This window comes from Micromonospora sp. NPDC047548, from assembly GCF_040642975.1.
GTDB lineage: Bacteria > Actinomycetota > Actinomycetes > Mycobacteriales > Micromonosporaceae > Micromonospora.
Map to the genome: position 1 here is coordinate 177,212 of NZ_JBEYTI010000009.1, position 26,390 is coordinate 203,601.

A 26,390-nucleotide genomic window follows, 5' to 3' on the forward strand; every position below is an offset into this window, starting at 1 on the left:
CCGCCGCAGAGCGTGCGGCACGGTGTGGCGGGGGGTCAGCCCTGGGGGCCGGGGACCCCGGTCCTCGGGGGCCGCAGCGTGGCCACCGGGGCCGACCAGCGCCGCCGCAGCGCCAGCAGCCGCAGAGCGAAGACCAGCACGGCCGCCGCGGTCAGCGGCACCGTGCCGGCGCGTCCGGCCGCGTCGAGCAGGGCCACCGCGACCGCGCCGGCCAGCGCGGCCAGCGCGTAGATCTCCCGGCGCAGCACCACCGGGATCTCGGCGGTGAGCAGGTCCCGGCCCAGCCCGCCGCCGATCGCGGTGAGCATGCCGATGAGGCAGGCGCCCACCGGCGGCACCTGGACGTCGAGCGCCTTGAGCGTGCCGGTGACGGTGAACAGGCCCAGGCCCGCCGCGTCCAGCACCAGCACGGTGGTGCGCAGCCGGGCGAGCTGCGGGTGCAGCCAGAAGACGGCGGTGGCGGTGACCGCGGCGGTGGTGGCGTACCGCCAGTCGGCGAAGGCCAGCGGGGGCACCTCGTCGATGACCAGGTCCCGGAGGATCCCGCCACCGAGGGCGGCCACGAACCCGACGAAGACGACGCCGAACAGGTCGAGCCGTTTGGCCACCGCCGCGGACGCCCCGGAGGCGGCGAAGACGGCCACCCCGGTCAGATCGGCGAAGAGCAGGGCGGTGGAGGTGGTCACACCGCTGAAGGGTACGGGGGCGGCCGGACCGGCCGCCCGGGATCACTCGCCGTACGAGTCGTAGATCTCCTTGCACTTGGGGCAGACCGGCGAACCGGGCTTGGCCGCCTTGGTCACCGGAAACGTCTCGCCGCAGAGCGCCACGACGAAGGTGCCCATGACGGCACTCTCGGCGATCTTCTCCTTGCGGACGTAGTGGAACATCTCGGGACCGGTGTCCGCGTCCTTCAGCTCCGGGCGTTCGAGAACCTGTGTGTTCACTGACAACACCTCCAACTTTCCAGTTTGGCAGGTCGATGGGGGCCGGTCCACCGCAGCCCACCCCGACGGCGGCCCGTACGGTAACGGAGGTGACCAACTTTCACATCCGTCTCGGCGCCGAGGTCGCCGATGCCCTGCGCGACGGCCGACCCGTCGTCGCCCTGGAGAGCACCATCGTCTCGCACGGTCTGCCCCGACCGGACAACCTGCGGGTGGCCCGCCAGATCGAGCGGGCCGTACGGGAGGCCGGCGCGGTCCCGGCCACCATCGGCATGGTCGGCGGTGAGCTCGTGGCGGGGCTCGACGACGCCCAACTGACCCGGCTCGCCACCGCCGACGGGGTGAGCAAACTCTCCGTACGCGATCTCGCGGTGGCCGCCGCCACCGGCGCGGACGGCGCCACCACGGTGGCCGCCACCAGCGCGGTCGCCGCGGCGGCCGGGATCGGCGTCTTCGCCACGGGCGGGCTCGGCGGGGTGCACCGGGAGGCGGCGCAGACCTTCGACGAATCCGCCGACCTGGTCACCCTGGCCCGGACGCCGATCGCGGTGGTCTGCGCCGGGGTCAAGTCGATCCTCGACGTGGGCGCGACGCTGGAGCGGCTGGAGACCCTCGGCGTCGGGGTGATCGGCTACCGCACCCGACGCTTCCCCGGCTTCTACCTCACCGACGCCGGCTTCGACCTGGACTGGTCGGTGGACTCCCCGGAGCAGGTGGCGGACGTGCTGGCCGCCCGGGAGCAGCAGGGCGTGCACGGCGGCGGGCTGATCGTGGCCAACCCGCTCCCGGCGGACGAGCAGCTCGACCCGGCGTTGCACGACCGGACCCTCGCCGAGGGCCTCGCCCGGCTCGGCCGCGAGGGGGTGACCGGCAAGGCGGTGACCCCGTTCCTGCTGGCCCACTTCCACTCGGCCACCGAGGGCGCCAGCCTGGCGGTGAACGTGCGGATCATCCTGCGCAACGCCGACCTGGCCGCCCGGATCGCCGTCGCCGCAGCCACCCGCCGCACCGACTCGCCGGCATGACCCGCCCGTCCCGGGTGGTCGTGGTCGGTGACCTCATCACCGACGTGGTGGCGGTGCTGGCCGGGCCGCTGGCGACCGGCTCGGACACCCCGGCGACCATCCAGGTCAGCGGCGGTGGCCAGGCCGCCAACACCGCGGCGTGGATCGCCGCCCAGGGCGTGCCCGTGACGCTGGTGGGCGCGGTCGGCGACGACAGCGCCGGGCGGGACCGGGTGGCCGAGCTGGAGCGGGTCGGCGTGGAGTGCGCGGTCGAGGTGCACCCCAGCTGCGCCACCGGCACGGTGATCGTGCTCGCCACGGGCGGGGAACGCACGATGGTCACCGAGCGGGGCGCCAACCTGCGGCTGACCGCCGGGCACGTCGAGCGGACGCTGGCCGCGGCGCTCGACGCCGGGCACCTGCACCTGTCCGGGTACTGCCTGCTGGACGCCGCGTCGCGACCAGCCGGGCTCGCGGCGCTCGCCGCCGCCCGCGGGCGCGGGCTCACCACCAGCGTCGACGCGGCCTCCGCGGCGCCGCTGCGGCGGGTCGGCGCGGCGGCCTTCCTGTCCTGGGTACGCGACGTCGACCTGCTGCTGGTCAACGCGGACGAGGCGGGCGTGCTGGCCGGCGGGCTGGACCCGGGGGCGCAGGCGCGGGCGCTGTCGGTGTCGGCCCGGCGGGTGGTGGTGAAGCGGGGCGAGGCCGGCGCGGTCTGGGTCGACCGGAGCGCGACGGTGAGCGTGGCGCCGGCCCGGCGGGTCGCGGTGGTCGACGTCACCGGTGCGGGCGACGCCTTCGCGGCGGGCCTGCTGACCGCCTGGCTGGGCGGCGCGGAGCCCCGGGCGGCACTGGGCCGGGCCGGCGACCTCGGCGCGCTGGCCGTCTCGACGGTGGGCGCCCGGCCGGCGGGCTGACGGTGGGCCGGGAGCCGACCGGCTCCCGGCCCGCACCGGTCAGGGTTCGGCGTCGATGACCTTGTGCGGCCGCTCCTCGGCGGTCAGGCTCATGGGCGGGGTCTCGTCGCGCCGGCGGGTCTGGAACTTCCCGGCCAGCCGGTGCTGCTCCTTCGGCGGGCGGTCGTTGGCCAACAGCACGGCCAGCCAGGGGATGAGGATCATGCCCAGGGCGACCAGCGGCAGCCAGAGCCAGAGCAGAGGGGCCTTCGTGCCGACGAGGATCGCGCCGACGATCACGCAGGCCACCCGGATGCCCATCATCAGCACGTAGCGCTTCTGCCGGCTGGTGAGCTGGTCGTCCTGGCTGCGCGAGGCGTCGGTGATCAGGATCGGCTGGTACGCCTGACGCTTCACCACGGACCTCCTCGAGGGGGTTACGACCCATCCTGTCACTGCCGGGCCGTGATCAGCGAAAATCAGCTCATCCGACCACGTGTTACGCCCGTGGTACGCTCCGCCCGTGGGCAGCCGGTTCAGCTTCACCGACGAGGCGTTGGCCAACCTGCGGGTCTACGACGTCACGCCCGGGGAAGTCTGGGAGGCCCTGCACAGCACCCGCCGGGTGATCCGGCATCTGGGCGACGACGTGATGGTCGTCTACGCGGCGTGTCGCCGCGGCAGGCGACTGGCCGTGCTGCTGGACGAGGCCGACGGCACCGACAACGACTGGGACATCCTCTCCGCCCGCGAACTGAGCGACGTCGAGGCCAAGCGCTACGACGAGGCCGTGCGGAGGGATCGCCGACGAGGAGGCGGTCACGATGAACCGTGACGAGGCGACCAAGCGGTTCCACGGCGGCGACGACGCGTTCGCCGAGCTGATCGACGAGAGCCAGCCCGTGGAGCTGCCCACCCCCGACAGCGACGTGCCCATGGTCAGCCGTTCGGTACGCCTGCCGCTGGAGACGTACGAGCGGGTCCGGACGGCCGCCGAGGCACGGGGCATCGGCGTCACCACGCTGATGCGGCAGTGGATCGAGGCCGGGCTGGCCGACCTGGACGACTCGGCCACCGTCTCCCTCGCCGACGTGCGGCGGGCGCTGGCCTCGCTCTCCCGCCCCACCGCTGCCTGAGCCGGCCGGCCCGCCCGACGCCGTCGCGGATTTCCACGAGCCGGCGCGGGCCGGTCGCGTCACCCCTTCGCCGCCCTGGCCGCCGCCTTGGCCGCCTGCTTGAACTCGCGCACCCGGCGCAGCGACTCCGGGTCGGTGATGTCGGCCACCGACCGGTACGCCTCCGGTTCGCCGTACCCGCCGGCCGCCTCCCGCCAGCCCTCCGGGCGCACGTCGTACCGCTTGCCGAGCAGGGCGACGAAGATCTGCGCCTTCTGCTTGCCGAAGCCGGGCAGCTCGCCGATCCGGCGCAGCAGCTCCCGCCCGTCCGCAGCGTCCGACCAGAGCCGGGCGGCGTCCCCGTCGTACCGGTCGACCAGCACCTGGCACACCTGCTGCACCCGGGCGGCCATCGCCTTCGGGAAGCGGTGCAGCGCCGGTGGCCGGGCGAAGACCTCGACCAGCGCCTCCGGGTCGTGCCCGGCCAGCTCCCGGGCGTCCGGCTCGTGGCCGAGCCGCTGGGCCAGCACGTACGGCGAGGTGAACGCCTTCTCGAGGGGGATCTGCTGGTCGAGCACCATGCCGGTGAGCAGGGCCAGCGGGCTGCGCTCCAGCAGCCGGTTGGCCTCGGGGTCGATGGGCAGCGAGAGCGTCATGTGCCCATCCTGCCGGTCGCCGCGGCGGGACCGGCGTCGACTCCCCGGGCGGGTGCCGAACCCACAGGGAGACTGAGGTTAGCCTGTGCTAACTTCTCCCCGTCGGCGGAGGGCCCGCCGGCCGGAGCCGAAGGAGTCCCCAGTGTCCGTCCCCGCCCGCAGGTCCCTCGCGGCCACCGTCGCCGCCGGCCTGCTCTCGTTCGGCCTGGTCGCCTGCGGTTCCGGCGAGGACGGCGCCGCCGACTCCGGCAAGCCCGGCGACAAGACCATCACCGTCTACAGCGGCCGCAACGAGCAGCTGGTCAAGCCACTGGTGGACCGCTTCACCGCGCAGACCGGCATCACCGTGAAGACCCGGTACGCCACCACCGCCCAGCTCGCCGCCCAGCTGGTCGAGGAGGGCGGCAAGTCCCCGGCCGACGCCTTCTTCGCCCAGGACGCCGGCGCCCTCGGCGCGGTCGCCAAGCGGGACATGTTCGCCCCGCTGCCCGCCGCAGACCTGGAGAAGGTGCCGCAGCCCTACCGGGCCCGCAACGGCCAGTGGGTCGGCGTCAGCGCCCGCTCCCGGGTGCTCGCCTACAACGCCGACGCCGTCCCCGCCGCGGAGCTGCCGAAGTCGGTCTTCGAGCTGACCGACCCGAAGTGGAAGGGCAAGATCGGCGTCGCTCCGACCAACGCCTCGTTCCAGGCGTTCGTCACCGCGATCCGGGTCCAGCACGGCGACCAGAAGGCGAAGGACTTCCTCGCCGGCCTCAAGGCCAACGAGCCGCAGATCCGGGACAGCAACGTCAAGATCGTGGAGGACGTCGACCGGGGCACCGTCCCGGTCGGCCTGGTCAACCACTACTACCTCGGCGAGGTGGCCAAGGAGAAGGGCAGCACGCCGGACGCGCTCAGGGCGAAGCTGCACTTCTTCCCCGGTGGGGACACCGGCGCGCTGGTCAACGTCGCCGGCGTGGGCGTGCTCAAGCGCTCCGCCGAGGACCCGGACACCAAGGCCTTCGTGGACTTCCTGCTCAACCCGGAGTCGCAGCGGTACTTCGCCGAGCAGACCTTCGAGTACCCGGTGGTCGACGGGGTCGCCGCCCCGGCCGGCGTGCCGCCGCTGGCCGACCTGGACACCCCGGACATCGACCTCAACGACCTGGACACGCTGGACGCCACGATCAGCCTGATCAAGGACTCGGGGCTCGTACCCTGACCGCCCCGACCACCACCGAAGGCGCCGGGCCGGCCCGTACCGGGTCGGCCCGCTTCGGCGTACCCGGATCGCTGCGCCGGCTGGCGCCGCGCCCGGCGCTGCTCGCGGCCTCGACCGTCGCGGTCGCGGTGGCCCTGATCCCGCTGGTCTACCTCGCGGTACGCACCGCCGAGGCGGGCCTCGACCGGATCGTCGCGGAGCTGTGGACCGAGCGGGTCGGGCTGCTCGCGGTACGCAGCCTCGGGCTGGCCGCCGTGGTCACCACCGCCTGCGTGCTGCTCGGCGTCGGCGCCGCCTGGCTGGTGACCCGGACCGACCTGCCCGGCCGGCGGGCCTTCGCCGTGCTCGCCGCGCTGCCGCTGGCCGTGCCCACCTACATCGCCGCGTTCGCCTGGGTCTCGCTGTTCGACCGGCTGGAGGGGTTCTGGCCGGCCGCGTTGGTGCTGACCCTCTGCTCGTACCCGTACGTCTTCCTGCCGGTCGCGGCGGCCCTGCGCGGCGCGGACCCGGCGCAGGAGGAGGTCTCCCGCTCGCTGGGCCGGGGCGGCTGGCGCACCTTCACCGACGTCACGTTGCGCCAGATCCGCCCGGCTACCGCCGCCGGGGCGCTGCTCGTCGCGCTCTACGTGCTGGCCGACTTCGGCGCGGTGTCGATCCTGCGCGCCGACACCTTCACCCGGGCCATCTTCGTCGCCTTCGACCTGGGCTTCGACCGCACCGGCGCGCTGGTGCTCTCCAGCGTGCTGGTGGCGCTGACCGTGCTGCTGCTGGCCGGGGAGACCGCCACCCGCCGCCGCGGCGCCCGGTACGCCCGCCTCGGCGGCGCCCGCCGCCCCGCCGCCCGGCTGCGCCTCGGCCCGGCCCGCTGGCCGGCGCTCGCCGCGCTGCTCGCGGTGGCCGCGCTGGCGCTCGGCGTGCCGGCGGTGAGCCTGGCCCACCGGCTGGTCAGCGGGGTGTCCCGCCCCGGCGCGCTCGGCGAGGTGGCCGCCGCCGCCGGCAACTCGCTCTGGCTGTCGCTGGCCGGCGCCGCGCTGACCATGCTGCTGGCCCTGCCGGTGGGGCTGCTCACCGCGCGCGCCCCGGGCCCGCTGGCCACCGTGCTGGACCGGCTCGCCTACCTGGCCCACGCCCTGCCCGGCGTGGTGATCGGGCTGTCGCTCATCTTCTTCGGCATCAACGTGGCGTACCCGCTGTACCAGACGCCGTGGCTGCTGGCGCTCGCCTACGCGACGCTCTTCCTGCCACTGGCCGTCGGCGCGGTGGCCGGCGCCGCCGCCCAGGCCCCGCCCGGCCTGGAGGAGGTGGCCCGCTCGCTGGGGCGCGGGCCGCTGGCCGTGCTGCGCACGGTCACCCTGCCACTGACCCTGCCGGGGATCGGGGCGGGGGCGGCCCTGGTCTTCCTCACCGGCATGAAGGAACTCCCGGCCACCCTGCTGCTGCGCCCCACCGGCACCGACACCCTGGCCACCGAGCTGTGGACGGCCACCTCCGTCGGGGCGTACGCGGCCGCCGCCCCCTACGCGGCGCTGCTGGTGGTCATCTCGGCGCTGCCCACCTGGTGGCTGGTCGCCCGGGGCGGCCTGCTGGACAAGGAGGACCGATGAGTGATGTCGTGCTGACCGGGGTCGTCAAGCGGTACGGCCCGGTCACCGCCCTGGACGGGGTGGACCTGACCGTCCCGGCGGGCGCGCTGACCGCCGTCCTCGGCCCGTCCGGCTGCGGCAAGACCACCCTGCTGCGCTGCCTGGCCGGCTTCGAACGCCTCGACGCCGGGCAGATCCGGGTCGACGGACGCGAGGTCGCCGGCCCGGGTCGGCACCTGCCGGCGCACCGCCGCCGGATCGCTGTGGTGCCGCAGGAGGGCGCCCTCTTCCCGCACCTCACCGTGGCGGCGAACATCGCGTACGGGCTGGACCGCGCCGACCGGCGGGGGGACCGGGTGGACGAGGTGCTGGCCCTGGTCGGGCTCGCCGGGTACGGCGACCGGATGCCGCACCAGCTCTCCGGCGGCCAGCAGCAGCGGGTCGCGGTGGCCCGGGCGCTGGCCCCGCGCCCGTCGCTGGTGCTGCTGGACGAGCCGTTCAGCGCGCTCGACGCCGGGCTGCGGGCCGGGCTGCGGCACGACGTCCGGGAGGCGCTGCGGGCCGACGGGGCGACCGGCGTGCTGGTCACCCACGACCAGGGCGAGGCCCTGTCGGTGGCGGACCGGGTGGTGGTGCTGCGGTCCGGGCGGGTGGTGCAGTTCGCCGCGCCGACCACGCTCTACCGGGAGCCGGCCGACCAGTGGGTGGCCGGGTTCGTCGGCGACGCGGTGCTGCTGCCGGCGGTCGCGGCGGGCGGTGCCGCACGCTCGTCCCTCGGCACGCTGCCGGTCACCGGCGACGTGCCCGATGGCCCGGTGACCGTCCTGGTCCGGCCCGAGCAGCTGCGTCTCGCCCCGGCGTCAGGTGCGGAGGCGGTGACCGCGACGGTGCTGCGGCACGACTTTCACGGCCACGACGCGCTGGTCGCCCTCCGGCTGTCCGACGGCACCCGGGTCACCGCCCGCGTCTGGGACGAGTTCGACCCGGCCCCGGTCGGTGCCGAGGTGGCGGTCCAGGTCGAGGGCGCGGCCCGGGCCTGGCCGGCCGAGGCCAGCCCCGCCCCGGTGGACGAGCCGGCGCTGCCGGTCTGCTGACGAAGCTCGTCACCGGGGGACGTCACCATGGCGACCTGATCTTCACGTATGGATGTCGCGGGTGCCGGCCGATCGGGGATCGCCGGGGAGGCAGGATGACGACGTGAAACGACACGACATGCTGCTCTCCCCCGCCGGCGTCGAGGCGCTGCGGACCGCGCTGGGCCGAGCGGACTTCACCTCGAACGGCATCGCTGCCCGGCTCGGCCCGCAGGGCACCGGCGGCGCCGCCCGCAACGACTTCCGGGCCGCCCTGCGCGCCACCGAGGACCGCGACCCGCTCGCCACGCTGATCCGGGTCTTCATCTGCGACCAGACCGAACCCGAGGCGGCGGTCGCCGCCGCGCTGGCCCCGCTGGACATCGCCGAGGCGCTCGCCGGGGGGCTGGTCGAACGGCACGGCGACGGCCTGCGCGCCGGGGTCGACCTGGAGCCGTACGGCGACGACTGGTGGGTCCTCGCCGACGTGCCGGCCAGCGCCCGCCCCGGCCGGCCGCTGCACAGCGAACACGTGCTCGGCATCGGCGGGGCCACCCAGACGCTGATCGGCGCCGCCGTCCGCCGGCCGGTGGAGACCGCGCTGGACCTGGGCACCGGCTCCGGCGTGCAGGCGCTGCACCTGGCCACCCACGCCCGCCGGGTCACCGCCACCGACGTCTCCGAGCGGGCGCTGCGCTTCGCCGCCACCACCGCCGCGCTCAACGGCCAGGACTGGGAGCTGCTGCGCGGCGACATGGTCGCCCCCGTCGCCGGACGCCGCTTCGACCTGGTGGTGAGCAACCCGCCGTTCGTGGTCGGCCCCGGCACCACCACCCACGTGTACCGGGACTCCGGGCGGGTCGGCGACGCGATCGGTGCCGAGCTGGCCGCCGCCGCGCCAGGCCTGCTCACCGAGGGCGGCACCATGCAGTACCTGGCGAACTGGGTGCACGTGGCCGGCGAGGAGTGGCACGAGCGGGTGACCGGGTGGTTCGCCGGCACCGGCCTGGACGCCTGGGTGGTCCAGCGCGAGGTGGCCGACCCGATGGCGTACGTCAACCTCTGGCTCACCGACGTCGGTGAGGCGGCCGACCCGCAGCGGATGGCGGCCTGGCTGGACTGGTTCGACGCGCACAAGGTGGAGGCGATCGGCTTCGGCATCGTCTCGCTGCGCCGCGGCGGGCACGCCGACCCGGTGGTCCGGGTGGAGGACCTGCGCCAGCGGGTGGAACCGCCGATGGGCGACCGCATCGCCACCTGGTTCGACCGCCAGGACTTCCTCCGGGTACGCGACACCGACGCGCTGCTCGCCGAGCGCTACCGGGCCGCCCGGGGGCTCCAGCTGCGGCAGGAGGCCACCATGGGCGAGGAGGGTTGGGCGGTGGACCGGCAGGTCCTCGCGATGCCGCACGGGCTGCGCTGGACCGAGGAGATCGACCCGCTGGTGCTGGCCCTCGTCGGCGGGTGCGACGGCCGGCTGGCGCTGCGCGACCAGCTCGCCCTGTTGGCCGCCGCGCACGACGTCACCCCGCAGGAGCTGGCCGAGGCGGCCGGCCCGATCGTGGCGCACCTGGTCGAACGCGGCATCATCGAGCCGGTGGACGCGTGATGCGCGCGGCGACGCGCACCGACGCCGGCATCCGCGCGAGGTCGGCCGCTCGCGACGGCATCGGGGTGGTGGGCTGATGCGGGCGGTCGTGCAGACGGTCGCCCAGGCCAGCGTCACCGTGGACGGCGAGGTGGTCGGCGAGATCAGCGACGGCCTGCTGGTGCTGCTCGGGGTGACCCACACCGACACGGCGCTGGTGGCGCAGACGATGGCCCGCAAGGTGCACGAGCTGCGGATCCTCGACGACGACAGGAGCGCCGCCGACACCGGCGCCCCCATCCTGGTGGTCAGCCAGTTCACCCTCTACGGCGACGCCCGCAGGGGCAGACGACCGGGCTGGACCGCCGCCGCCCCCGCCGAGGTGGCGGAACCACTGGTGACCGCCGTGGTGGAGGCGCTGCGGGACCGCGGCGCCAAGGTGGAGACCGGCCGCTTCCGCGCCCACATGCTCGTGGAGAGCGTCAACGTGGGCCCCCGCACCCTCCTCCTCGACCTCTGACCCCGCCCACCCCCAGCCCCACCCCCAGCCCCGGCCCCAGCCCCGGGGCCGGGGTGGACGGTCAGGAGAAGAGGCCGCGGCGTTGGATGGACTGGCGGAGCCAGGCGTCGAGCTGGGCCGCCCAGTCGGTGCGGTCCAGGGTGGCGTGGTCGACGGTGAAGCGGCCGAAGGCGTCGCGGCCCTCGGTGAAGACACCGCCCCGCTTGTCGATCTCCAGCACCACCTGGGTCTGCTGCGGCCCGGTGACGAAGGTCAGTTCCAGCTGGTTGATCGCGCGGGCGTACGGCGGCGCCGGATGGAACTCGATCTCCTGGTAGAACGGCAGGCTCTGCCGTACGCCGTAGATGTGCCCCCGCTCGACGTCGGCCCGGGAGAACCGGAAGCCCAGCCGCAGCAGCGCCTCCAGCAGCCGCTCCTGCGCCGGCAGCGGATGCACCGCCACCGGGTCCAGGTCACCTGAGTCGACCGCCCGCGCCACCTCCAACTCGGTACGCAGACCCATCGTCATCCCGTGCAGGTGCTGCCCGTACAGGTCGGTCAGCGGGGTCTCCCAGGGCACGTCGAAGCGGAACGGGATGTCGTACCGCTGCCCGGGCTCCAGCCGGAACGCGCCGGTGACCTGGTGGCGGCCGAACTCCTGCGTGGTGTCGTACTCGGAGTCGCCGCTCTCCACCTCGACCCGGGTGACCAGCCCGAGGGCCACGTAGGAGACGTCGACCTGGTGGTCCCCGCCGGCCACCTGGATCCGCCCCTCCAGCTGACCGCCGGGACGGCAGTGGGGGCTGGCCAGCACGGTTTCCACCGACGGTCCACCCACACCCATCGCCTGCATGAGCCGCTTGAAGACCACCACGTCCTCCGTTGCCTGTCCCGGCCGGCCCCGGTGGCCGACCGCTGGCACGGTAACCGGATCCGGCAAGCGGGCCCGGTGACGACACCCGGCAGCCGACCGATTGCTGTCGGGTCCCCGATCGCCTCACTCCCGTTTCACGCCCCGGTTGGAAAGCTGTCTGTCACCGGCACCACTGGGGCCGGTACGCGGCACAGAAGCGGATACGGGGAGAGACTGAGATGGCCCTGCAGATGATCGAGAACCAGGCGCGCCCGGCCGCCACCATCGACGCCGAGCACGGCACGGAGACCCTGACCGACCTGGACGCCACCGACGAGCGCGGCATCTCCACCGACCTCGTCCGGGCGTACCTCAACGGGATCGGCCGGACGAAACTGCTGACCGCCGCGCAGGAGGTCGAGCTGGCGAAGCGGATCGAGGCGGGGCTGTTCGCCGAGGAGAAGCTCTCCGCCTGCACCCCGGTCTCCGCCGAGCTGAAGAGCGACCTGGAGCTGGTCGTGGCGCAGGGCCGCGCCGCCAAGGACCACCTGCTGGAGGCGAACCTGCGGCTGGTGGTGAGCATCGCCAAGCGCTACACCGGGCGCGGGATGGCGTTCCTGGACCTGATCCAGGAGGGCAACCTGGGGCTGATCCGCGCGGTGGAGAAGTTCGACTACGCCAAGGGCTACAAGTTCTCCACGTACGCCACCTGGTGGATCCGGCAGGCGATCACCCGGGCCATGGCCGACCAGGCCCGCACCATCCGCATCCCGGTGCACATGGTCGAGCAGGTCAACCGCATGGTCCGGGTCCGCCGCGAGCTGTCGGTCGCGCTGGGCCGGGAGCCCACCGTGGCCGAGGTGGCCGTCGCCCTGGAGATCCCCGAGTTCCAGGTGATCGAGCTGATCTCGTACGACCGGGAGCCGGTCAGCCTGGACCAGGCCGTCGGCGAGGACGGCGAGAGCGCGTTGGGTGACTTCGTCGCGGCGGTGGACCCGCGGGCGGAGCCGGGTGACGCGGCCGCCAACGGCGAGCTGCGCAACGAGGTGCGCATCGTGCTGGCCACCCTCTCCCAGCGGGAGCAGGCGGTGATCCGGCTGCGGTTCGGCCTGGACGACGGCCGGCAGCGCACCCTGGACGAGGTGGGCAGGGAGTTCGGCCTGTCCCGGGAGCGGATCCGGCAGATCGAGAAGGTGACGCTGCTGAAGCTGCGCGCCCCGGAGCGGGCGCAGCGCCTGGAGGCGTACGCCTGCTGACCCACCCCGGCGGGAAGGCCCCGGCGGTTCGCCGAGGCCTTCCCGTGTGCCGGCTTCGGCGATGTCGTACCGATCGGGCAGGGTCGAGCGGATGAACTGGACTTTGGAAGTGGTGGTGGTGCCGGTCAGCGACGCCAGCCGGGGCTGAGCCGGGCTCAGAGCCGGCGGGGGCCGGTGTCCGGCCGGGCGCCCGCCGAGCCGATCCGCACGCTGGCGTGCAGCACCGAGATGCCGTCGGGCCGGGCCAGCACCGGGTTCAACGTCAGCGACCGGATCCGGGGCTGCTCGTCGGCGAGCCGCCCGACCCGCAGCAGCAGGTCGACCAGGGCGGCCCGGTCCACCGGCGCGGCGCCCCGGTGCCCGCGCAGCAGCGGCCCGGCCCGCGGCTCGTCGACCAGCTCGGCGGCATCCCGGTCGGTCAACGGCACCGCCCGCCAGGCCCGGTCGCCGAGCAGCTCGGTGGCGACGCCGCCGAGGCCGAAGCCGACCACCGGCCCGAACGCCAGGTCCTCCATCAGCTCCACCACGCACGCCACCCCAGGCGGGACCATCGGCTGGACCAGCACGTCCGCACCGAAGTCCAGGGCCATCTCGGCGTACGCGCGGCGCAGCGCGACCGGGTCGGCCAGGTCGAGGCGTACGGCGCCGAGGTCGAGGCGGTGCCGCAGGCCGGGGTCGGCGGCCTTGAGCGCCACCGGCCAGCCGAGCCGTTGCGCGGCGGCGACCGCCTCGTCGGCGGAGGCGGCCGGCGTCGACCCGACCACGTCGATCCCGTACGCGGCGAGCAGCCCGGCCGGGTCGGCGCCGTCGGCGCGCAGCGCGGCCTGCCCGGCGGCGGGATCCACCCGGGGCAGGTCGGGCAGCGTGCCCGGGTCCCGGCGCAGCCAGGCGGCGTACCTGGTGACCCGGGCCAGCGCCCGCACCGCCTCCTCCACGCTCGGGTACGCCGGCACCCCGGCCGGCACCCGGCCGGCCAGGAACGTCGCCACGGTAGGCTTGCCGGCGGCGAGCGCGGTCGGCAGGGCCGCGGTGAAGTCCGCCTCCTCCATGGTGAGCTGGCCGGGCAGCGGCGGGGCGAAGACGGCGACCAGGGCGTCCACCCCCGGGTCGGCGGTGGCCTCGGCCAGCGCCGCGGTGAACTCGGCCGCGCCGGCGTGCGGGCCGACGTCGCGCGGGTACCCGTCGGCGACGGTGAGCCCCTGGGCGGCGCAGGCGGTGGCGGCGAGCCCGGTCAACGCCGAGGAGTTGCCGACCACGCCGACGCGGGGGCCGGCGGGCAGCGGCTGGTGGGCCAGCAGCACGCCGACGTCGAGCAGCTCGGCGACGGTGTCCACCCGGATCACCCCGGACTGGGCGAACAGCGCGCTGACCGCGGCGGCGTCCAGCGCCGGCCCCGCGCCGAGGCCGGCCGGGCGGGCCAGCGAGGCGAGCGCCACCACCGGCTTGTCCCGGCCGATCCGCCGGGCCAGCCGGGCGAACTTGCGCGGGTTACCGAAGGTTTCCAGGTAGAGCAGGATCACGTCGGTGCCCGGGTCGTCCTGCCAGTACTGGAGCAGGTCGTTGCCGGAGACGTCGGCCCGGTTGCCGGCCGAGACGAAGCTGGACAGGCCGAGGCCGCGCCGCTGTGCCTCGGCGAGCAGCGCCACCCCGAACACGCCGGACTGACTGAACAGGCCGACCCGGCCGGGTGCCGGCAGGACGGGGGCGAGTGTGGCGTTGAGGCGTACCTTGTCGTCGGTGTTGGCCACGCCCAGGCAGTTCGGGCCGACCACGCGCATGCCGGCGGCGTGCGCGGCGCGGACCAGCGCGCGCTGCGCCGCCGCGCCGCCCGGCCCGGCCTCGGCGAAGCCGGCGGAGATGACCACCAGGCCGTGCGCGCCGGCGGCGGCGGCGTCCGCGACCACCAGCGGTGCCGCGTCGGGGGCCACCGCGACGACCGCGAGGTCGACGTCGAGACCGGCGTCGGCCGCCGACGGGTACGCGGGCAGCCCGGCCACGGTGGCCGCGCTGGGATGCACCGGCACGATCGCGCCGGGGTAGCCGCCGTCACGCAGGTGCCCGAGCACCGCCGCGCCGACGCCCTGGCCGGTGGCGCTGGCGCCGTAGACGGCGATGCCGCGCGGGGCGAGCAGCCGGGCGATCGAGCGGGCCTCGGTGCGGTGTTCCCGGCCGCGCTGCACCTCCAGGGTGGACTCGGTGGGGGCGATCGGGAAGCTCAGGTGCACCACGCCGTCGGCGTACTGGCGCTGGACCTGGTAGCCGAAGTCGGAGAAGACCCGCAGCATCGCGCCGTTGGCGGGGAGCACCTCGGCGACGAAGTGCACGATGCCGACGCGCCGGGCCGCGTCGGCCAGGTGCTCCATCAGCACCGAGCCGATCCCCCGGCCCTGGTACGCGTCCTCGACCACGAACGCCACCTCGGCCTCCGGGGCCTCCGGACCGAGCCGCTCGTACCGGCCGACGGCGACGATCCGGCCGCCGGCGAGCACCACGAACGCCTCCCGGTTGCGGTGGTCGACGTTGACGAAGCGCCGCAGGTCCCGGTCGGGGATGCGCGGGTACGGGGAGAAGTAGCGCAGGTAGCGGGTGCGCTCGGAGAAGCGCGAGTGCATCGCCACGATCTCCGCCGCGTCCTGTGGGCGGATCGGGCGCAGCTGGACGGTGCTGCCGTCGCTGAGCAGCACGTCCACCGGTTGCTCGACAGTGGTCACCGGTCGGTCCCTCCCCAGGTCCCGGCTCAGTCGCGTGGATCGTGCGGATCGAGCCCGAGCAGCGGGAAGACCGCCTTGCGGGTGGCGGCGATCGCCCGGTCCACGGAGTTCGGCTCGCCGGTCGGCTGCCACGGCTCGTACGCCGGGTCGGCGTCGTCGGTCATCCGCAGCGGGATCTCCCGGCCGGGCAGCCGCTTCGCGGCCAGTTCCCGCCAGGCCGGCGGGGTCAGCGTGGCCGGCGCGATCGGGTCGCCGCCGGCGATGGCCAGCAGGTGCGTCCACGCCCGGGGCACCACCTCGACCAGCGCGTACCCGCCACCGCCGGTGGCCACCCAGCGGCCCTCGCAGAGCTCGTCGGCGAGCGCCCGCAGGGCCAGGTAGGTGGCGCGCTGCCCGTCGACGGTGAGGTGCAGGTCGGCCAGCGGGTCGACCCGGTGCCCGTCCGCGCCGCACTGGGTGACCAGGATCTGCGGCCGGAACGCGCGCAGCACCGACGGCACGATCGCGTGGAAGGCGCGCTGCCAGCCGGCGTCGTCGACGCCGGGCGGCAGCGGCATGTTGACCGCGCTGCCCTCGGCGCCCGGACCCCCGGTCTCGTCGGGGAAGCCGGTGCCGGGGAAGAGCGCCAGCGGGGTCTCGTGCAGGCTGACCGTCAGCACCCGGGGGTCGCGGTAGAAGATCTCCTGCACGCCGTCGCCGTGGTGCACGTCCACGTCCACGTAGGCGACCCGCTCGGCGCCCAGGTCGAGCAGGCGGGCGATGGCCACCGCCGGGTCGTTGTAGACGCAGAAGCCGGCGGCCCGGTCCGGCATGGCGTGGTGCAGCCCACCCGCCACGCTCACCGCGCGGCGCGCCTCGCCCCGCCAGACCGCCTCGGCGGCGGCGACGCTGGCCCCGGCTATCAGCGCGCTGGACTCGTGCATCCCCTCGAAGACGGGGTTGTCCGAGGTACCCAGCCCGTACCCGGCGAAGTGCGGGTCGCGGGGCGCGGCCCGGACGGCGTCCAGGTAGTCCGGCTGGTGCACCCGGGTCAGCAGCGCCTCGTCGGCCGGCGCCGGCCGGACCATCCGGACCCCCGGCCGGTCCAGGACACCCAGCTCACGGGCCAACGCGACGGTCAGCTCGACCCGCACCGGGTTCAGCGGGTGCTCGCCCATGTCGTAGGCGAGCAGCGCCTCGTCCCACACCACCACCGTGTCGTCCGACATGGGGTCATCGTCGCATGAGCGCCGGCGGCCGCCCACCGCACGCGCTGCTCAGCGGCGTGGTGTCTCCCCGGTGGCCACCGGCCGGTCCGGGTCGGCGACCCAGTTGCTCCACGAGCCGACGTAGAGGGCGGCGTCCGGCCGCCCCGCCAGGTGCAGGGCGAGCACCGCCTGCGCGGCGGTCACTCCCGATCCGCAGTACGCCCCGACCGGCGAGCCCTCGGTCACGCCGGCGGCGGCGAACCGCTCGCGTAGCGCCTCGGCGGCCGGGAAGCGGCCCTCGGTGACATACTCCGGGGCCGGCAGGTTCACCGCGCCCGGCACGTGCCCGGCGACGGGGTCGATCGGCTCGGTCTCGCCCCGGTAGCGGGGCGCGGCCCGGACGTCGAGCAGGACCCCCTCGTCGGCGGCGGCGAGCTGCGCCGCGGCGGCGGTGTCCAGCACCGGCAGGTCGCCGGGGCAGACGGTCACGTCACCCGGGGGCGGGGTGGGCACCTCGGTGGAGGTGGGCAGGCCGGCGGCGAGCCAGGCCGGCCAGCCACCGTGCAGCAGCCGTACCGGCCGGTGTCCGGCCCAGCGCAGGGTCCACCAGGCGCGGGCGGCGGCCATGCCGTCGCCGCCGTCGTACACCACGACGGGGTGACCGGCACGGACGCCGGCGGCCCGCAGCGCGGCCTCCAGGGCGGCCGGGTCGGGCAGCGGGTGCCGGCCGGCCGCGCCGGGCGGGCCGCAGAGCGCGGTGTCCAGGTCGACGAAGACCGCGCCGGGCAGGTGACCTGCGGCGTAGTCGTCCCGGCCGGGCGGGCCGGCCAGGCGCCAGCGCACGTCGAGCAGGGTGGGCGGGTCGGGCTCGGCGAGCGCGGCGGCGAGCTGCGCGGCCTCGGTCAGCGGCGCCTCTGTTCCGGACATGACGACCAGTCAACACCATCGGGGCAGCGACCTCGCGGTTCGCCGGCGGTCATTGGTGGGCCGCCCGGGGTAGCATCGACCACCGGGAGGCCGCAGACGTGAAGCATGACCTGGTCGATACGACCGAGATGTACCTTCGCACCATCCTCGAGCTCGAAGAGGAAGGTGTGCCGCCGCTGCGCGCCCGGATCGCCGAGCGGCTGCGGCAGAGCGGGCCCACCGTCAGCCAGACCGTCGCCCGGATGGAGCGCGACGGCCTGCTCACCGTCGAGGGCGACCGGCAGCTGACGCTCACCCCACTGGGTCGCGGCCACGCCGTCTCCGTGATGCGCAAGCACCGCCTCGCCGAGTTGCTGCTGGTCAACGTCATCGGGATGCCCTACGAGGAGGCCCACGAAGAGGCCTGCCGGTGGGAGCACGTGATGAGCGACGCCGTCGAGAAGCGGGTCTACGACCTGCTCAACCGCCCCACCCGCTCGCCGTACGGCAACCCGATCCCGGGGCTGGAGGAGCTGGGCTCGCCGGAGCCCGAGGCCGCCGACACCGTCGAGGGTGAACGGAACCTCGCCTTCCCCGGCCTCTCCGGGCCGGTCGTGGTGCGGCGGATCTGCGAAAGCGTGCAGACCGACGCCGACGTGCTGCGCCAGCTGCACGCCGCCGGGGTCGACCCGGGCGCCACGGTCACCGTCGCCCAGGAGCGGGACGGGGTGTTCATCGACCGTTCAGGCGAGCGGATCCGGCTGCCCCGCGAGGTCGCGTCCCGGGTCTTCGTCGCCGCCCACTGACCCGCCTCGGGCCTCACATCGCCCGGGTGTCGATCTTCCTGGCCAGGGTGACCAGCTTGCCCGCCAGCTCCTCGGCCTCGCCCTTCGCCGCGCCCGGCTCGCAGGTCCAGTGCAGGGTGGCCAGCCGGTCCTCGGCGGCGAGCCAGCCCACCTCGGCCACCGGCCCGTGCTTCGCCGTCTTGGCGAGCGCGCGGCGGTAGGCGACCTGGCCCAGCTTCGACACCTTGGTCGCCCCCTTGGGCTGCACGTCGGCGGTGAAGGTCGGCACGTCGATCGAGGTGTCGGTGACCGTCAGGGTCAGCTCGGGCAACGTGGCGCCGGCGGCGCGTACCACGCAGGTGTGGGTGTCGCCCTTGTCACTGGCGGCGGCCACCGCGAAGCGGACGCCGGCGTGCTCCTCGATCACCGCGAAGTCCAGCAGCCGGCAGGCGCCGCCGGAGGAGGCGGCGGCCACCTCGACGGTCACCGGCTCCACCGGGGGGACGGCCACCGGCTCCGGCTCACCGCCGCAGCCGGTGGTCAGCAGGACGGCCGAGGCGGCGAGGCAGAGCCGGGTGCGCACGTGGGAACCTCCGCGATCGTCGGCGGGGGCCCGCCGGATGTCCGTCGGACACCGTACGGGCAACCCGTGCCGGCGCGAAAGCCCACCGGCGCCCGCCGGGGCGGGCCCCTCGCCGACGCGGCCGCTTCCGGCTGCGGCTGTCGCGCTCCGCGGCTGCCGGGTCAGCGGGGCGTTTGCGGGCTCTGAAGTGGAGGTCGGTCCGCCGGCAGGTCGCGCATCCGCCGCAGTGGCGAGAGGACGACGAAGAGCGCCGCGCTCCAGGTGCCCAGCGCGCAGACCACCAGCGCCGGCCGCAGCGCCCACTGGCTGCCGAGCGTCCCGCCGAAGAGCGCGCCGAGCGGGACCACCCCGAAGCAGATCCACAGGAACGAGGCGGTGACCCGGCCGAGGAGCTCCGGCGGGGTGACGCGCTGCCGGTACGACAGGATGGCGACGTTGAACAGCACCGCATTGGCGGAGAACGCGGCGAGGCCGACGGCGTACAGCACCAGCCCCCAGCCGGGCCGGGCCAGCGGCACGAGCAGGTAGAGCGGCCCCGGGGCGGCCATCGCGACCCAGATCACCCGCGCCGAGCCGATCCACCGGGAGAGCCGGTCGGCCAACGCGCCGGTGACCAGCCCACCGACCGCGCCGAGGGAGAAGACCACGCCGACCATCGCCGGAGAGGCGTGCAGCTCACGGACGAGGAAGGTGACCTCCAGTGAGCTCGTCGCGATGGCGAAGAAGTTGGACGTGGTGACGCAGGCCAGGATCGACAGCAGGATGGGCTGCCGGCGGATGAACCCCAGCCCCTCGGTGAGGGCGGCCCGCACCGGCACCCGAGCACCGGTGGCGGGCCGGGCGGCGGCCGGCGGCCGGATCAGCAGCAGCGTCACCGCGCTGACCACGAAGGCGAGCGCGGTGCCGAGAAAGGTCATCGCCGCGCCGACGAGCCCGGTCAGGGTCCCGCCGACGGTCGGCCCGACCAGCTGGGCCGAGTCCTGGCTGACGGTGAGCCGGGCGTTGCCCTCGACGAGCCGGTCCGCCGGCACCAGCCGGGGCAGGATGCTCTTGTACGCCACGGTGAAGAACACCGTCAGCACGCCGGCGAGCCCGACGACGACGTACAGGAAGGGCAGGGTGAGGCGCCCGACCAGGGCGACCGCCGGCACCGACAGCAACAGCGCGGCCCGGCCGAGGTCGCAGGCGACCATCAGCCGCCGCTGGTCGACCCGGTCGGCGACCAGGCCGGCGGGGAGCGAGAAGAGCAGGTACGGCAGCCAGGCCAGGAAGGTCAGCAGCGAGACCTGGAAGACGCTGGCGTCGAGGGTGTTTGCGGCGAGCAGCGGTACGGCCACCCCGGAGATCCGGGTGCCCACCTCGCTGACCGTCTGACCACCCCAGAGCAGAGCGAAGTCGCGGCTGCGCCAGAGCGGGCCGGGGCGGGGCCGATCGACGGCCGCCAGTTGCCGGGTCACGGATCACACCTGTCGGGTGGGAGGACAAGCCGACGCGGCCGGCACCGGGCCGGCGGCTCGGCCGCCCCAACCTAGGCGGCGTCGTCCGGTGAGGCACCCGATTAACACTGTCAGTCGTCGACGTACGGGCAGTGCCGGCAGCCCCGGCCGCAGCAGGTGCCCCGCCGGGCCAGGAAGCCGGCGCTGAGCACGAAGAGCCCGCTGGCCGGGTCGAGGTAGCCGGCCTCACCGGCGGCGAGCGCGGCGGCGTGGGCGGCGAGGATCCGCTCCCGGTCGGGATGCTCCGGCGGCAGCCGCGACGGGTGCGGCTCGGTCAACGGTCGGTCCGCCAACGGTCCCCGTTCTCCACCCACCGGCGCAGTCTACGAAGCTGCAAGGCGCCGGTCTCTTTGGCGAGCAGCGGCTCGTCGGGGCACATGTCGGCGTACGGCGGCGGGCCGAGGTCGGTCAGCCGCTCCGCCAGGTCGGACCGGCCGGTGCGGCGGGCCCAGGCGATGGTGTCGGCGTACTGGCCGCTGCACCTGGCCGGGACACGGGCCTTCGGCAACGGCGTCGTACTGCTGCGTCTGGAGCGCGCGCGGGACTGACGGCGGCCCGACCACACCGGCCCGCCCCGGCCGGGGTCATTCCGCGACGGGCGTAAGGACGTTGGCTTTCCGGACGGCCCGGCCTATGGTTGCCACATGCATCTGGCCGGGCAGCAGGAGAGCGCCGTCGTCGCGACGGCGGCACCCGCTGCTGTCCGCCGGCGTGACCTGCGGGTGGCCGTGGCGACCCGGGTGGTGCGAGTCACGGCCGCGCCGTCGCGCGCCGGCTCGGTCGCCCCCGGACTGCCGAGCCCCGCCGGACGTAGCCCTCCGTGGCCCGTACACACCTCGTGAACGGCCACCAGGGCGAAGCTTTCACAGCTTCGGCCCTTTTTCTTTTTCCGGAGGAGCTACGCCATGACCACGCACACCCAGAACTGGCTCGACCAGCTGCGATCCACGCTGACGTCCGACTTCGAGATGCAGACCGCCCGGCTGACGCAACTGACCGCGGACACCGGCGACCCGGGCGAGGCACACACCCGGGGCGCGCTGATCGCCGCCACCCGGCAGAGCCTGGAGCACATCACCGGGGCGCTGCGGCGCATCGCCGAGGGACGCTACGGGATCTGCGAGCGGTGCGCCGCGCCGATCCCCCAGGAACGCCTGGAGGTGCTGCCGCACGCCCGCTTCTGCGTGCCCTGCCAGCAGAAGCAGCCCCGCTGAGGTACGCCGGTCCGGCGGCCCGGCCGGCGTGCGCCACACCCACCGGGTGGACCGCAATCCTCAAGCAGCGGAACTGGCTGGCGGTCGGGGTCCTACGCCCCTGACCGCCAGCCCGATGCGGTTGGCCATCCGCCGACCCTGACCGGTCGGCGGCGGGAAATCGGTCGCCTCCCCGGCGACCCCCGGCGAGGCTGGCCGGATGGGCTACCGACTGTGCGAGAGCGACCCGCCGTACGCCGTACGCCGGCTCACCCTCGTCCCGTTCCTGCCCGACGGCACGTGCGCGGCCGTACCCGACGAGCGGGTGACCCCCGGCTGCCCGGCGGTCCGGTGCGGCCCGGCGAGCACTGGCTGCTCGACGCGGCCCTGCGGATCCCCCTCGAAAGGGCCGGATTCAAGGCCCAGCGGGTGCACCCGTTCGCGGTCGACGGCGACCACCTGTACGTCTGGCTGGACGGCGACCGGTACGCGGGCCGCCGGCCGCACGCCCGGGTCGCCCTGCTCACCGCACCGGCCGACGTCCTCGCCGAACGGCTGGGCGCCGCCGGTCGCCCCGGGCAGGCCCGAGCGGTCCGGGACGGCGTCCGGTCGCTGCAGGGCCAGGACGACGCCAGTTGGTACGCCGACGCGGTCCGCCTGCTGGAGCCGGCCTACCTGCGCGGCGACACCCCGCAGGCCGGGTCGGGCTTCGGTGGGGACGCCGCCGAGTGGCGGGCCGTCCGCGGAATGATCGTGGACGGGGTACGCGGCGACGGCACCTTCCTCGACCTGGGCTGCACCAACGGGCTGCTGATGGAGTCCGTGGTCGCCTGGGCGGCCGAGCGCGGCCACCGGCTGGAGCCGTACGGGGTGGACCTGGCGCCCGGGCTGGTCGCGCTGGCCCAGCGGCGGCTGCCGCACTGGGCCGACCGGATCGAGGTAGGTAACGCCGTCGACTGGCGGCCGGCCGACAGTCGACGGTTCGACCACGTGCACGTCCTGCTCGACCTGGTGCCGACGGCCCGCCGGGGCGACCTGGTCCGGCACGCGCGGGAGCTGGTGGCGCCCGGCGGCCGGCTGCTGGTCAGCCACTACCAGGCCGCTGGCGGCACCGACCTGACCGTGGCGGAGCACCTGCGCCAGCTGGGCTTCCGGGTGGACGGGTCGAGCGCGGCGGCCGTCGACGGTCGGAGCGGCAGCACGGCCTGGCTGGACGGCTGAGTCAGGCGCCCGCGAACCAGATCATCGCCTGCCCGTGCGACCGGGTCCAGGCGAGGGCGTTCAGCCAGGCGACGTCGGCCGGGTCGGTCACGTCCAGGGGATTCAGGTCCAGGCCGGCCCGCCACACCACCTCGGGCCGGCGGGACGGCGGCGCCACCCCGTCGACCTCGCACTCCAGGACCGGTCCGCCGTCACCGAGGCCGTGGTCTCCGTAGCGGTAGGCGTACCGGTCGGGGTAGAGGCAGAGCCCGGCGGACGCGCCCACCTCCAGCAACGCGAGTGGCTGCGGCAGCACGGCGAGCACCGGCAGCAGTACGGCGCACCGCCCGGCCTCGTTCGTCTGGGTGGCACGGGCGCGCATCTCCGCCGCGACCGCCGCCCAGTTCGCCACCGTGAAGTCGTGGAACGCGTCCGGGTCGTCGACGGGGCCGCTGAGCCACCGTACGACGCCGAACAGCAGCTGCGGCTGGCGCTTGGCCGGCGGGAGCATGCCAAGCAGCGCGAGCAGCGCCTCGTCGCGGGCGACCGTGAGAGCCAGCCGCTCGTAAGTGGGCGACACGCCTCGCGCCTCACGGAGGGCGAATTCGATGTAGGTCTCGGCGATCGTCACGCCTCGATGGTGGCAGCCGCGCTCGTCCACCGCCGTCCTGTCGCCATCACCGGACCAGGCTCACCGGATCCACCCCAGGAACCGCCGGTGCAGCAGACCCGCCGGCACCCAGGTCAGATCCTCGGCGGCCCATACCAGGTAGGACCCCATGTACACCGCCAACGACACCGACGCGCCGTCGAACTCGGCGCGCAACTCGCTGCGCCTGGTCTCGCAGGGCCAGGGCCCACCGCAACCGCCGCAACTCCAGACCGGCAGGACCGGGCCGTGCGTCGTCACGGCAGGCCGTCCAGGAAGCGCCGGGTGGCGACGCGAGCATGCCAGCGGGCGGCCCATTCCACCTGATAGCAGGGGTACGGAGCCAGCCGAGCCCACCACCACCGGCAGTCGGCGCACAGGCCGTCGACGCCGGGCAGGTGCACCGACAGGATCTGCCCGACCTGGTGCTCGGTCATCGGTGCTCCTCCCCCGGCCAGTGGCCGCGACGGATCGGGATGCGGTGCCGGGCGCGGCACGGCAGGTCCGCGCCGCACCGGCAGACCCGGCGCCACCGCCGCCACGACCACATCGGACGGTGCCGGCGGGCCAGGGTCAGCGCGACCGCGAGCAGGAAGTCGTCATACGACACGCGCTTGGGCATCAGACCTCCTCGGTCACGCATCGATGTCAAACCTGCGCCGCTAACTTTGCGCGCGCATTTTTAGGTAGTCAATGACATCCGCGCATTTGGACTGTGCGTGTCGAGATCCGGACTCGGCGACAGCAGGGGGCACAATCACCGTCATGGAGAGTCCGACCTTCGTTCGCTTCCAGCTCGGCGCGCAGCTCCGCCGAGTACGCGAGGAAGCCAACGTGACCGCCGAACAGGCAGCCGAGGTCATCGATGTCTCGGCGAGCACATTGCGGCGCATCGAGGCGGGCCGGGTCGGAATCAAGGGACCGGCGCTCAACGCCCTGCTGGATCGCTACGCCATCACAGACGCCGAGCTGCGCGACACGCTGCTTTCGATGGCAAAGACGGGCAAGCAACGGGGTTGGTGGGCCAAGTACGGAGACATGCCGTCGTCGTACCGCCAGTACATCGGACTGGAGTCCGCCGCTCACGAGGTCCAGAACTTCGAGACGCTGGTGGTGCCGGGACTGCTCCAGACAGCGGCCTACGCACGGGCGATGACGAGCGAGGACGCATTCGAGCCGTCACCGGAGGCGGTCGAGCGCCGAGTCGCCGTCCGCATGCAGCGCCAAGAGCTGATCACGTCAGGGAAGCTGCGGCTCGTGGCCGTGCTCGACGAGGCGGTGCTGCACCGCCAGATCGGCGGGGCAGCGGTCATGGCTGAGCAGCTGACGGGCCTGCTCGATGCCGGCAAGCGGTGGAACATCACCGTACAGGTGATCCCGTTCCGGGAGGGCGCCTACGCCTCCATGCTGTCCAGCTTCCACATCCTGAACTTCGCCAGCGGCCCGAGCGTGGTCTACATCGAGGGTTTGACCGGCGACCTCTACGCGGAAGGCGAGGATGTGCGCCGCTGTACCGTGGTGTTCAACAGCCTGCGCGCCGCGGCCTTGTCCCCCACGGACTCGGCCGCAATGATCGAGGAGATTCGGGACGCGCAGCGTAGGGAGTAGGAGGCGGACCGTGGACTCGCAGTGGCGCAAGAGCACCCGGAGCGGCAGCAACGGCGCCTGCGTCGAGGCCAGGTACGCCCATGGGACCGCCCAGGTACGAGACAGCAAGGACCCCCAAGGCCCAGCGCTGTCTTTTACACCGGAGGCGTGGGCCGCCTTCGTAGGCACATTGACAGGCCCGATCGATCCTAGGATTTCTTGACTGGCCAGCGCTCGGGGATGACCATGTGCGCTCGCCGGATCAGCGGTCGGCCTCGAGCGCATCACCTTCGTTCTTCGAGGCCACGCTCTTCGCGCCCCCGCCAGCCAATACCAGGACAACGATGCCCAACAGGATCCAGGGCACGTAGTTGGCCTCCTCGCTTTGCCGTTTCTCGGCCCACGTCCGCACATCGAGGTGCACTGCGATTCGGTCACGATCCCGACGCACCCGCTTGACGGTGAGGAGGCTCCTTCTGCCGGAGTCGGTCAGGACGCAGTACCGGTTGCCCGGTCGCAGATCGTCGTACCGAATGGCCCCGGTGACGTAGTCGGTGTTCGACGAGCACATCGCGAAGGTGCTCTCTGCCGACTTGTCAACAAGGGCTATCTGAGTGCCAGCGGTGAGACTACGAGCAATTCCTCTTCCATCGCTACCGATGTCCTGCTTGGAACCGGCAACATCGGTCACATCCCAGTCTGGGCATAGGGAATCAAGGTCCGCGTAGAAGCCCTTCGAGAGGATCAGCGGTCCATCATGACGGACCACCTCCGTCGAGGCGGCTGCGCTGGGAACGCCTTCCGCCTGCTGCACCTGCGACCCGCACGGCTCAGCAGAGTTGCTGTCAGACGGGGACGCTGACGGCACGATGGTCGCAGCAGGGCTGGTTGCCCCAGTGGCGGGTTCAACCCCAATCGCGTCAGCCTCGTCATCATTCCCATCGGCGAACACACCAACGAGAAGGACGACCACAAGGCCGACCGCAATGGTTGACAGCCCAGCGACAACGCTGGGTCCCTTCAGGAACGAACGCGGCGCGCTCGCTCCTCCCGCAGTCTGATCACCAGCAGTGTCGCCGGCCTGATCCGACGGCCTACGCTCCACGATCGCCACAGTCAGGGCTCCCAGGGCAAGCAGCATGGCAACGACGCTGGCAGCCTTGTCTGCGCGGTCGAGCGACTTCTCCCCCACACAGACCGCAATCAGAGCCCAACCAGCCAGCGTGCTGAGTGCCAAGACAGCGACCGGGCCCAACCTCTTACGCGGCTTCGAGGGCTCCGTCATGCCGGAATGATGTCAGACCTTCACGAAAGGTTGCGCCCCTCGCGGAACGTGTCAAGGGATTGAGGCCAGCGGGAGTTAATTAATTAAGCGGCTTGCGGGACGGTCTTCGTTTCCTGGTCGGGCTTGTTGATCCAGAC

The 26,390-nt window shown here is 74.0% G+C and carries 32 protein-coding genes and 1 pseudogene; 16 read left to right on the forward strand and 17 right to left on the reverse strand.

From position 1 onward, the window contains the following. Positions 1–35 precede the first annotated feature (35 nt). The gene (locus tag ABZ807_RS12870; RefSeq protein ID WP_357155997.1) at positions 36–686 is read right to left on the reverse strand and encodes a TRIC cation channel family protein; all 651 of its coding nucleotides are present in this window, start codon (positions 684–686) and stop codon (positions 36–38) included. A gap of 42 nt (positions 687–728) precedes the next feature. After that, positions 729–953 (reverse strand): DUF3039 domain-containing protein, encoded by a 225-nt coding sequence (locus ABZ807_RS12875; RefSeq protein ID WP_357156001.1) that lies wholly within the window; start codon positions 951–953, stop codon positions 729–731. 83 nt (positions 954–1,036) lie between these two features. Between ABZ807_RS12875 and ABZ807_RS12880 the strand changes: the two genes are divergently transcribed. Continuing rightward, a complete protein-coding gene (locus tag ABZ807_RS12880; RefSeq protein ID WP_357156005.1) occupies positions 1,037–1,972 on the forward strand; it encodes a pseudouridine-5'-phosphate glycosidase in 936 nt (311 codons plus the stop codon). Next, entirely contained in the window at positions 1,969–2,868 is a 900-nt protein-coding gene (locus ABZ807_RS12885; RefSeq protein WP_357156009.1) for a PfkB family carbohydrate kinase, read from the forward strand. Before ABZ807_RS12880 ends, ABZ807_RS12885 begins: the two co-directional genes overlap by 4 nt. Before the next feature lie 39 nt (positions 2,869–2,907). Here ABZ807_RS12885 and ABZ807_RS12890 read toward each other — a convergent pair whose 3' ends face one another. Continuing rightward, on the reverse strand, positions 2,908–3,264 hold the full coding sequence (locus tag ABZ807_RS12890) for a DUF3099 domain-containing protein (protein WP_357156012.1): 357 nt from the start codon (positions 3,262–3,264) through the stop codon (positions 2,908–2,910). A gap of 106 nt (positions 3,265–3,370) precedes the next feature. Here ABZ807_RS12890 and ABZ807_RS12895 point away from each other — a divergent pair, with 106 nt between their 5' ends. Both ABZ807_RS12895 and ABZ807_RS12900 read left to right on the forward strand, forming a co-directional pair. Next, positions 3,371–3,682 (forward strand): hypothetical protein, encoded by a 312-nt coding sequence (locus ABZ807_RS12895; RefSeq protein WP_357156015.1) that lies wholly within the window; start codon positions 3,371–3,373, stop codon positions 3,680–3,682. Further along, positions 3,672–3,983, forward strand: a complete 312-nt coding sequence (locus ABZ807_RS12900; RefSeq protein ID WP_357107580.1) for a hypothetical protein — start codon at positions 3,672–3,674, stop codon at positions 3,981–3,983. The genes ABZ807_RS12895 and ABZ807_RS12900 overlap by 11 nt, the downstream gene beginning before the upstream one ends. A 59-nt stretch (positions 3,984–4,042) precedes the next feature. Here the strand turns inward: ABZ807_RS12900 and ABZ807_RS12905 are convergent, their stop codons facing one another. Then, on the reverse strand, positions 4,043–4,618 hold the full coding sequence (locus ABZ807_RS12905; protein WP_357156018.1) for an HhH-GPD-type base excision DNA repair protein: 576 nt from the start codon (positions 4,616–4,618) through the stop codon (positions 4,043–4,045). 142 nt (positions 4,619–4,760) lie between these two features. Here ABZ807_RS12905 and ABZ807_RS12910 point away from each other — a divergent pair, with 142 nt between their 5' ends. The 5 genes from ABZ807_RS12910 (at position 4,761) to dtd (ending at position 10,583) form a co-directional block, all read left to right on the forward strand. Then, entirely contained in the window at positions 4,761–5,819 is a 1,059-nt protein-coding gene (locus ABZ807_RS12910; RefSeq protein ID WP_357156022.1) for an iron ABC transporter substrate-binding protein, read from the forward strand. 71 nt (positions 5,820–5,890) lie between these two features. Continuing rightward, entirely contained in the window at positions 5,891–7,423 is a 1,533-nt protein-coding gene (locus ABZ807_RS12915) for an iron ABC transporter permease (RefSeq protein ID WP_357156143.1), read from the forward strand. Beyond that, entirely contained in the window at positions 7,420–8,496 is a 1,077-nt protein-coding gene (locus ABZ807_RS12920) for an ABC transporter ATP-binding protein (protein ID WP_357156025.1), read from the forward strand. Before ABZ807_RS12915 ends, ABZ807_RS12920 begins: the two co-directional genes overlap by 4 nt. A 103-nt stretch (positions 8,497–8,599) precedes the next feature. Beyond that, the gene (locus ABZ807_RS12925; RefSeq protein ID WP_357156029.1) at positions 8,600–10,084 is read left to right on the forward strand and encodes a methyltransferase; all 1,485 of its coding nucleotides are present in this window, start codon (positions 8,600–8,602) and stop codon (positions 10,082–10,084) included. Between the two features lie 76 nt (positions 10,085–10,160). Continuing rightward, positions 10,161–10,583 carry a D-aminoacyl-tRNA deacylase gene (gene dtd, locus ABZ807_RS12930; protein ID WP_357156033.1) on the forward strand — a complete coding sequence of 141 codons (423 nt, stop codon included), beginning with the start codon at positions 10,161–10,163 and terminating at the stop codon, positions 10,581–10,583. A gap of 61 nt (positions 10,584–10,644) precedes the next feature. Here dtd and ABZ807_RS12935 read toward each other — a convergent pair whose 3' ends face one another. Continuing rightward, positions 10,645–11,433: a sporulation protein gene (locus tag ABZ807_RS12935; RefSeq protein WP_357156036.1), complete on the reverse strand. Its 789-nt coding sequence runs from the start codon at positions 11,431–11,433 to the stop codon at positions 10,645–10,647. Between the two features lie 233 nt (positions 11,434–11,666). Here ABZ807_RS12935 and sigB point away from each other — a divergent pair, with 233 nt between their 5' ends. After that, the gene (gene sigB / locus ABZ807_RS12940; protein WP_357156146.1) at positions 11,667–12,671 is read left to right on the forward strand and encodes an RNA polymerase sigma factor SigB; all 1,005 of its coding nucleotides are present in this window, start codon (positions 11,667–11,669) and stop codon (positions 12,669–12,671) included. Positions 12,672–12,826: 155 nt separating this feature from the next. On the opposite strand, the gene ABZ807_RS12945 is transcribed toward sigB, so the two are convergent. The 3 genes from ABZ807_RS12945 to ABZ807_RS12955 are packed head-to-tail and all read right to left on the reverse strand — an operon-like array spanning position 12,827 to position 17,496. Next, positions 12,827–15,382 carry a GNAT family N-acetyltransferase gene (locus tag ABZ807_RS12945; protein WP_357156040.1) on the reverse strand — a complete coding sequence of 852 codons (2,556 nt, stop codon included), beginning with the start codon at positions 15,380–15,382 and terminating at the stop codon, positions 12,827–12,829. Positions 15,383–15,408: 26 nt separating this feature from the next. Continuing rightward, a complete protein-coding gene (locus ABZ807_RS12950; protein ID WP_357156043.1) occupies positions 15,409–16,590 on the reverse strand; it encodes an acetoin utilization protein AcuC in 1,182 nt (393 codons plus the stop codon). Positions 16,591–16,638: 48 nt separating this feature from the next. Continuing rightward, on the reverse strand, positions 16,639–17,496 hold the full coding sequence (locus ABZ807_RS12955; protein WP_357156046.1) for a sulfurtransferase: 858 nt from the start codon (positions 17,494–17,496) through the stop codon (positions 16,639–16,641). 98 nt (positions 17,497–17,594) lie between these two features. Between ABZ807_RS12955 and ABZ807_RS12960 the strand changes: the two genes are divergently transcribed. Beyond that, a complete protein-coding gene (locus ABZ807_RS12960) occupies positions 17,595–18,281 on the forward strand; it encodes a metal-dependent transcriptional regulator (RefSeq protein WP_357156049.1) in 687 nt (228 codons plus the stop codon). A gap of 13 nt (positions 18,282–18,294) precedes the next feature. On the opposite strand, the gene ABZ807_RS12965 is transcribed toward ABZ807_RS12960, so the two are convergent. From ABZ807_RS12965 to ABZ807_RS12980, 4 genes are all read right to left on the reverse strand, one after another. Next, positions 18,295–18,843 (reverse strand): hypothetical protein, encoded by a 549-nt coding sequence (locus tag ABZ807_RS12965; protein ID WP_357156052.1) that lies wholly within the window; start codon positions 18,841–18,843, stop codon positions 18,295–18,297. Between the two features lie 161 nt (positions 18,844–19,004). Then, a complete protein-coding gene (locus ABZ807_RS12970) occupies positions 19,005–20,300 on the reverse strand; it encodes an MFS transporter (protein ID WP_357156055.1) in 1,296 nt (431 codons plus the stop codon). Positions 20,301–20,410: 110 nt separating this feature from the next. Further along, on the reverse strand, positions 20,411–20,653 hold the full coding sequence (locus ABZ807_RS12975; RefSeq protein ID WP_357156059.1) for a DUF5522 domain-containing protein: 243 nt from the start codon (positions 20,651–20,653) through the stop codon (positions 20,411–20,413). Beyond that, entirely contained in the window at positions 20,614–20,847 is a 234-nt protein-coding gene (locus tag ABZ807_RS12980; RefSeq protein WP_357156063.1) for a hypothetical protein, read from the reverse strand. The genes ABZ807_RS12975 and ABZ807_RS12980 overlap by 40 nt, the downstream gene beginning before the upstream one ends. Positions 20,848–20,983: 136 nt before the next feature. Between ABZ807_RS12980 and ABZ807_RS12985 the strand changes: the two genes are divergently transcribed. The 3 genes from ABZ807_RS12985 to ABZ807_RS12995 all read left to right on the forward strand — a co-directional run bounded on the left by ABZ807_RS12985 (position 20,984) and on the right by ABZ807_RS12995 (position 22,753). Beyond that, positions 20,984–21,181 carry a hypothetical protein gene (locus ABZ807_RS12985; protein ID WP_357156066.1) on the forward strand — a complete coding sequence of 66 codons (198 nt, stop codon included), beginning with the start codon at positions 20,984–20,986 and terminating at the stop codon, positions 21,179–21,181. A 63-nt stretch (positions 21,182–21,244) separates the two neighbouring features. Then, the gene (locus ABZ807_RS12990; protein WP_357156069.1) at positions 21,245–21,553 is read left to right on the forward strand and encodes a TraR/DksA C4-type zinc finger protein; all 309 of its coding nucleotides are present in this window, start codon (positions 21,245–21,247) and stop codon (positions 21,551–21,553) included. Between the two features lie 279 nt (positions 21,554–21,832). Beyond that, positions 21,833–22,753 (forward strand): class I SAM-dependent methyltransferase, encoded by a 921-nt coding sequence (locus ABZ807_RS12995; protein WP_357156073.1) that lies wholly within the window; start codon positions 21,833–21,835, stop codon positions 22,751–22,753. Positions 22,754–22,772: 19 nt separating this feature from the next. Here ABZ807_RS12995 and ABZ807_RS13000 read toward each other — a convergent pair. From ABZ807_RS13000 to ABZ807_RS13015, 4 genes and pseudogenes are all read right to left on the reverse strand, one after another. Further along, a pseudogene (locus tag ABZ807_RS13000) lies at positions 22,773–23,363 on the reverse strand (DUF2332 family protein); the annotation flags it as partial. A 60-nt stretch (positions 23,364–23,423) separates the two neighbouring features. Further along, the gene (locus tag ABZ807_RS13005; RefSeq protein WP_357156076.1) at positions 23,424–23,642 is read right to left on the reverse strand and encodes a hypothetical protein; all 219 of its coding nucleotides are present in this window, start codon (positions 23,640–23,642) and stop codon (positions 23,424–23,426) included. Further along, positions 23,639–23,818 (reverse strand): hypothetical protein, encoded by a 180-nt coding sequence (locus tag ABZ807_RS13010; RefSeq protein WP_357156079.1) that lies wholly within the window; start codon positions 23,816–23,818, stop codon positions 23,639–23,641. Before ABZ807_RS13010 ends, ABZ807_RS13005 begins: the two co-directional genes overlap by 4 nt. Next, positions 23,815–24,003 (reverse strand): hypothetical protein, encoded by a 189-nt coding sequence (locus ABZ807_RS13015; protein WP_357156082.1) that lies wholly within the window; start codon positions 24,001–24,003, stop codon positions 23,815–23,817. The genes ABZ807_RS13010 and ABZ807_RS13015 overlap by 4 nt, the downstream gene beginning before the upstream one ends. Positions 24,004–24,146: 143 nt before the next feature. Between ABZ807_RS13015 and ABZ807_RS13020 the strand changes: the two genes are divergently transcribed. Both ABZ807_RS13020 and ABZ807_RS13025 read left to right on the forward strand, forming a co-directional pair. Continuing rightward, positions 24,147–24,989: a helix-turn-helix transcriptional regulator gene (locus ABZ807_RS13020; protein ID WP_357156085.1), complete on the forward strand. Its 843-nt coding sequence runs from the start codon at positions 24,147–24,149 to the stop codon at positions 24,987–24,989. Positions 24,990–24,999: 10 nt separating this feature from the next. Continuing rightward, complete coding sequence (locus tag ABZ807_RS13025) at positions 25,000–25,191, forward strand: DUF397 domain-containing protein (RefSeq protein WP_357156088.1); 192 nt, start codon at positions 25,000–25,002, stop codon at positions 25,189–25,191. Between the two features lie 39 nt (positions 25,192–25,230). On the opposite strand, the gene ABZ807_RS13030 is transcribed toward ABZ807_RS13025, so the two are convergent. Further along, positions 25,231–26,253: a hypothetical protein gene (locus ABZ807_RS13030; RefSeq protein ID WP_357156091.1), complete on the reverse strand. Its 1,023-nt coding sequence runs from the start codon at positions 26,251–26,253 to the stop codon at positions 25,231–25,233. Positions 26,254–26,390: the final 137 nt, after the last annotated feature.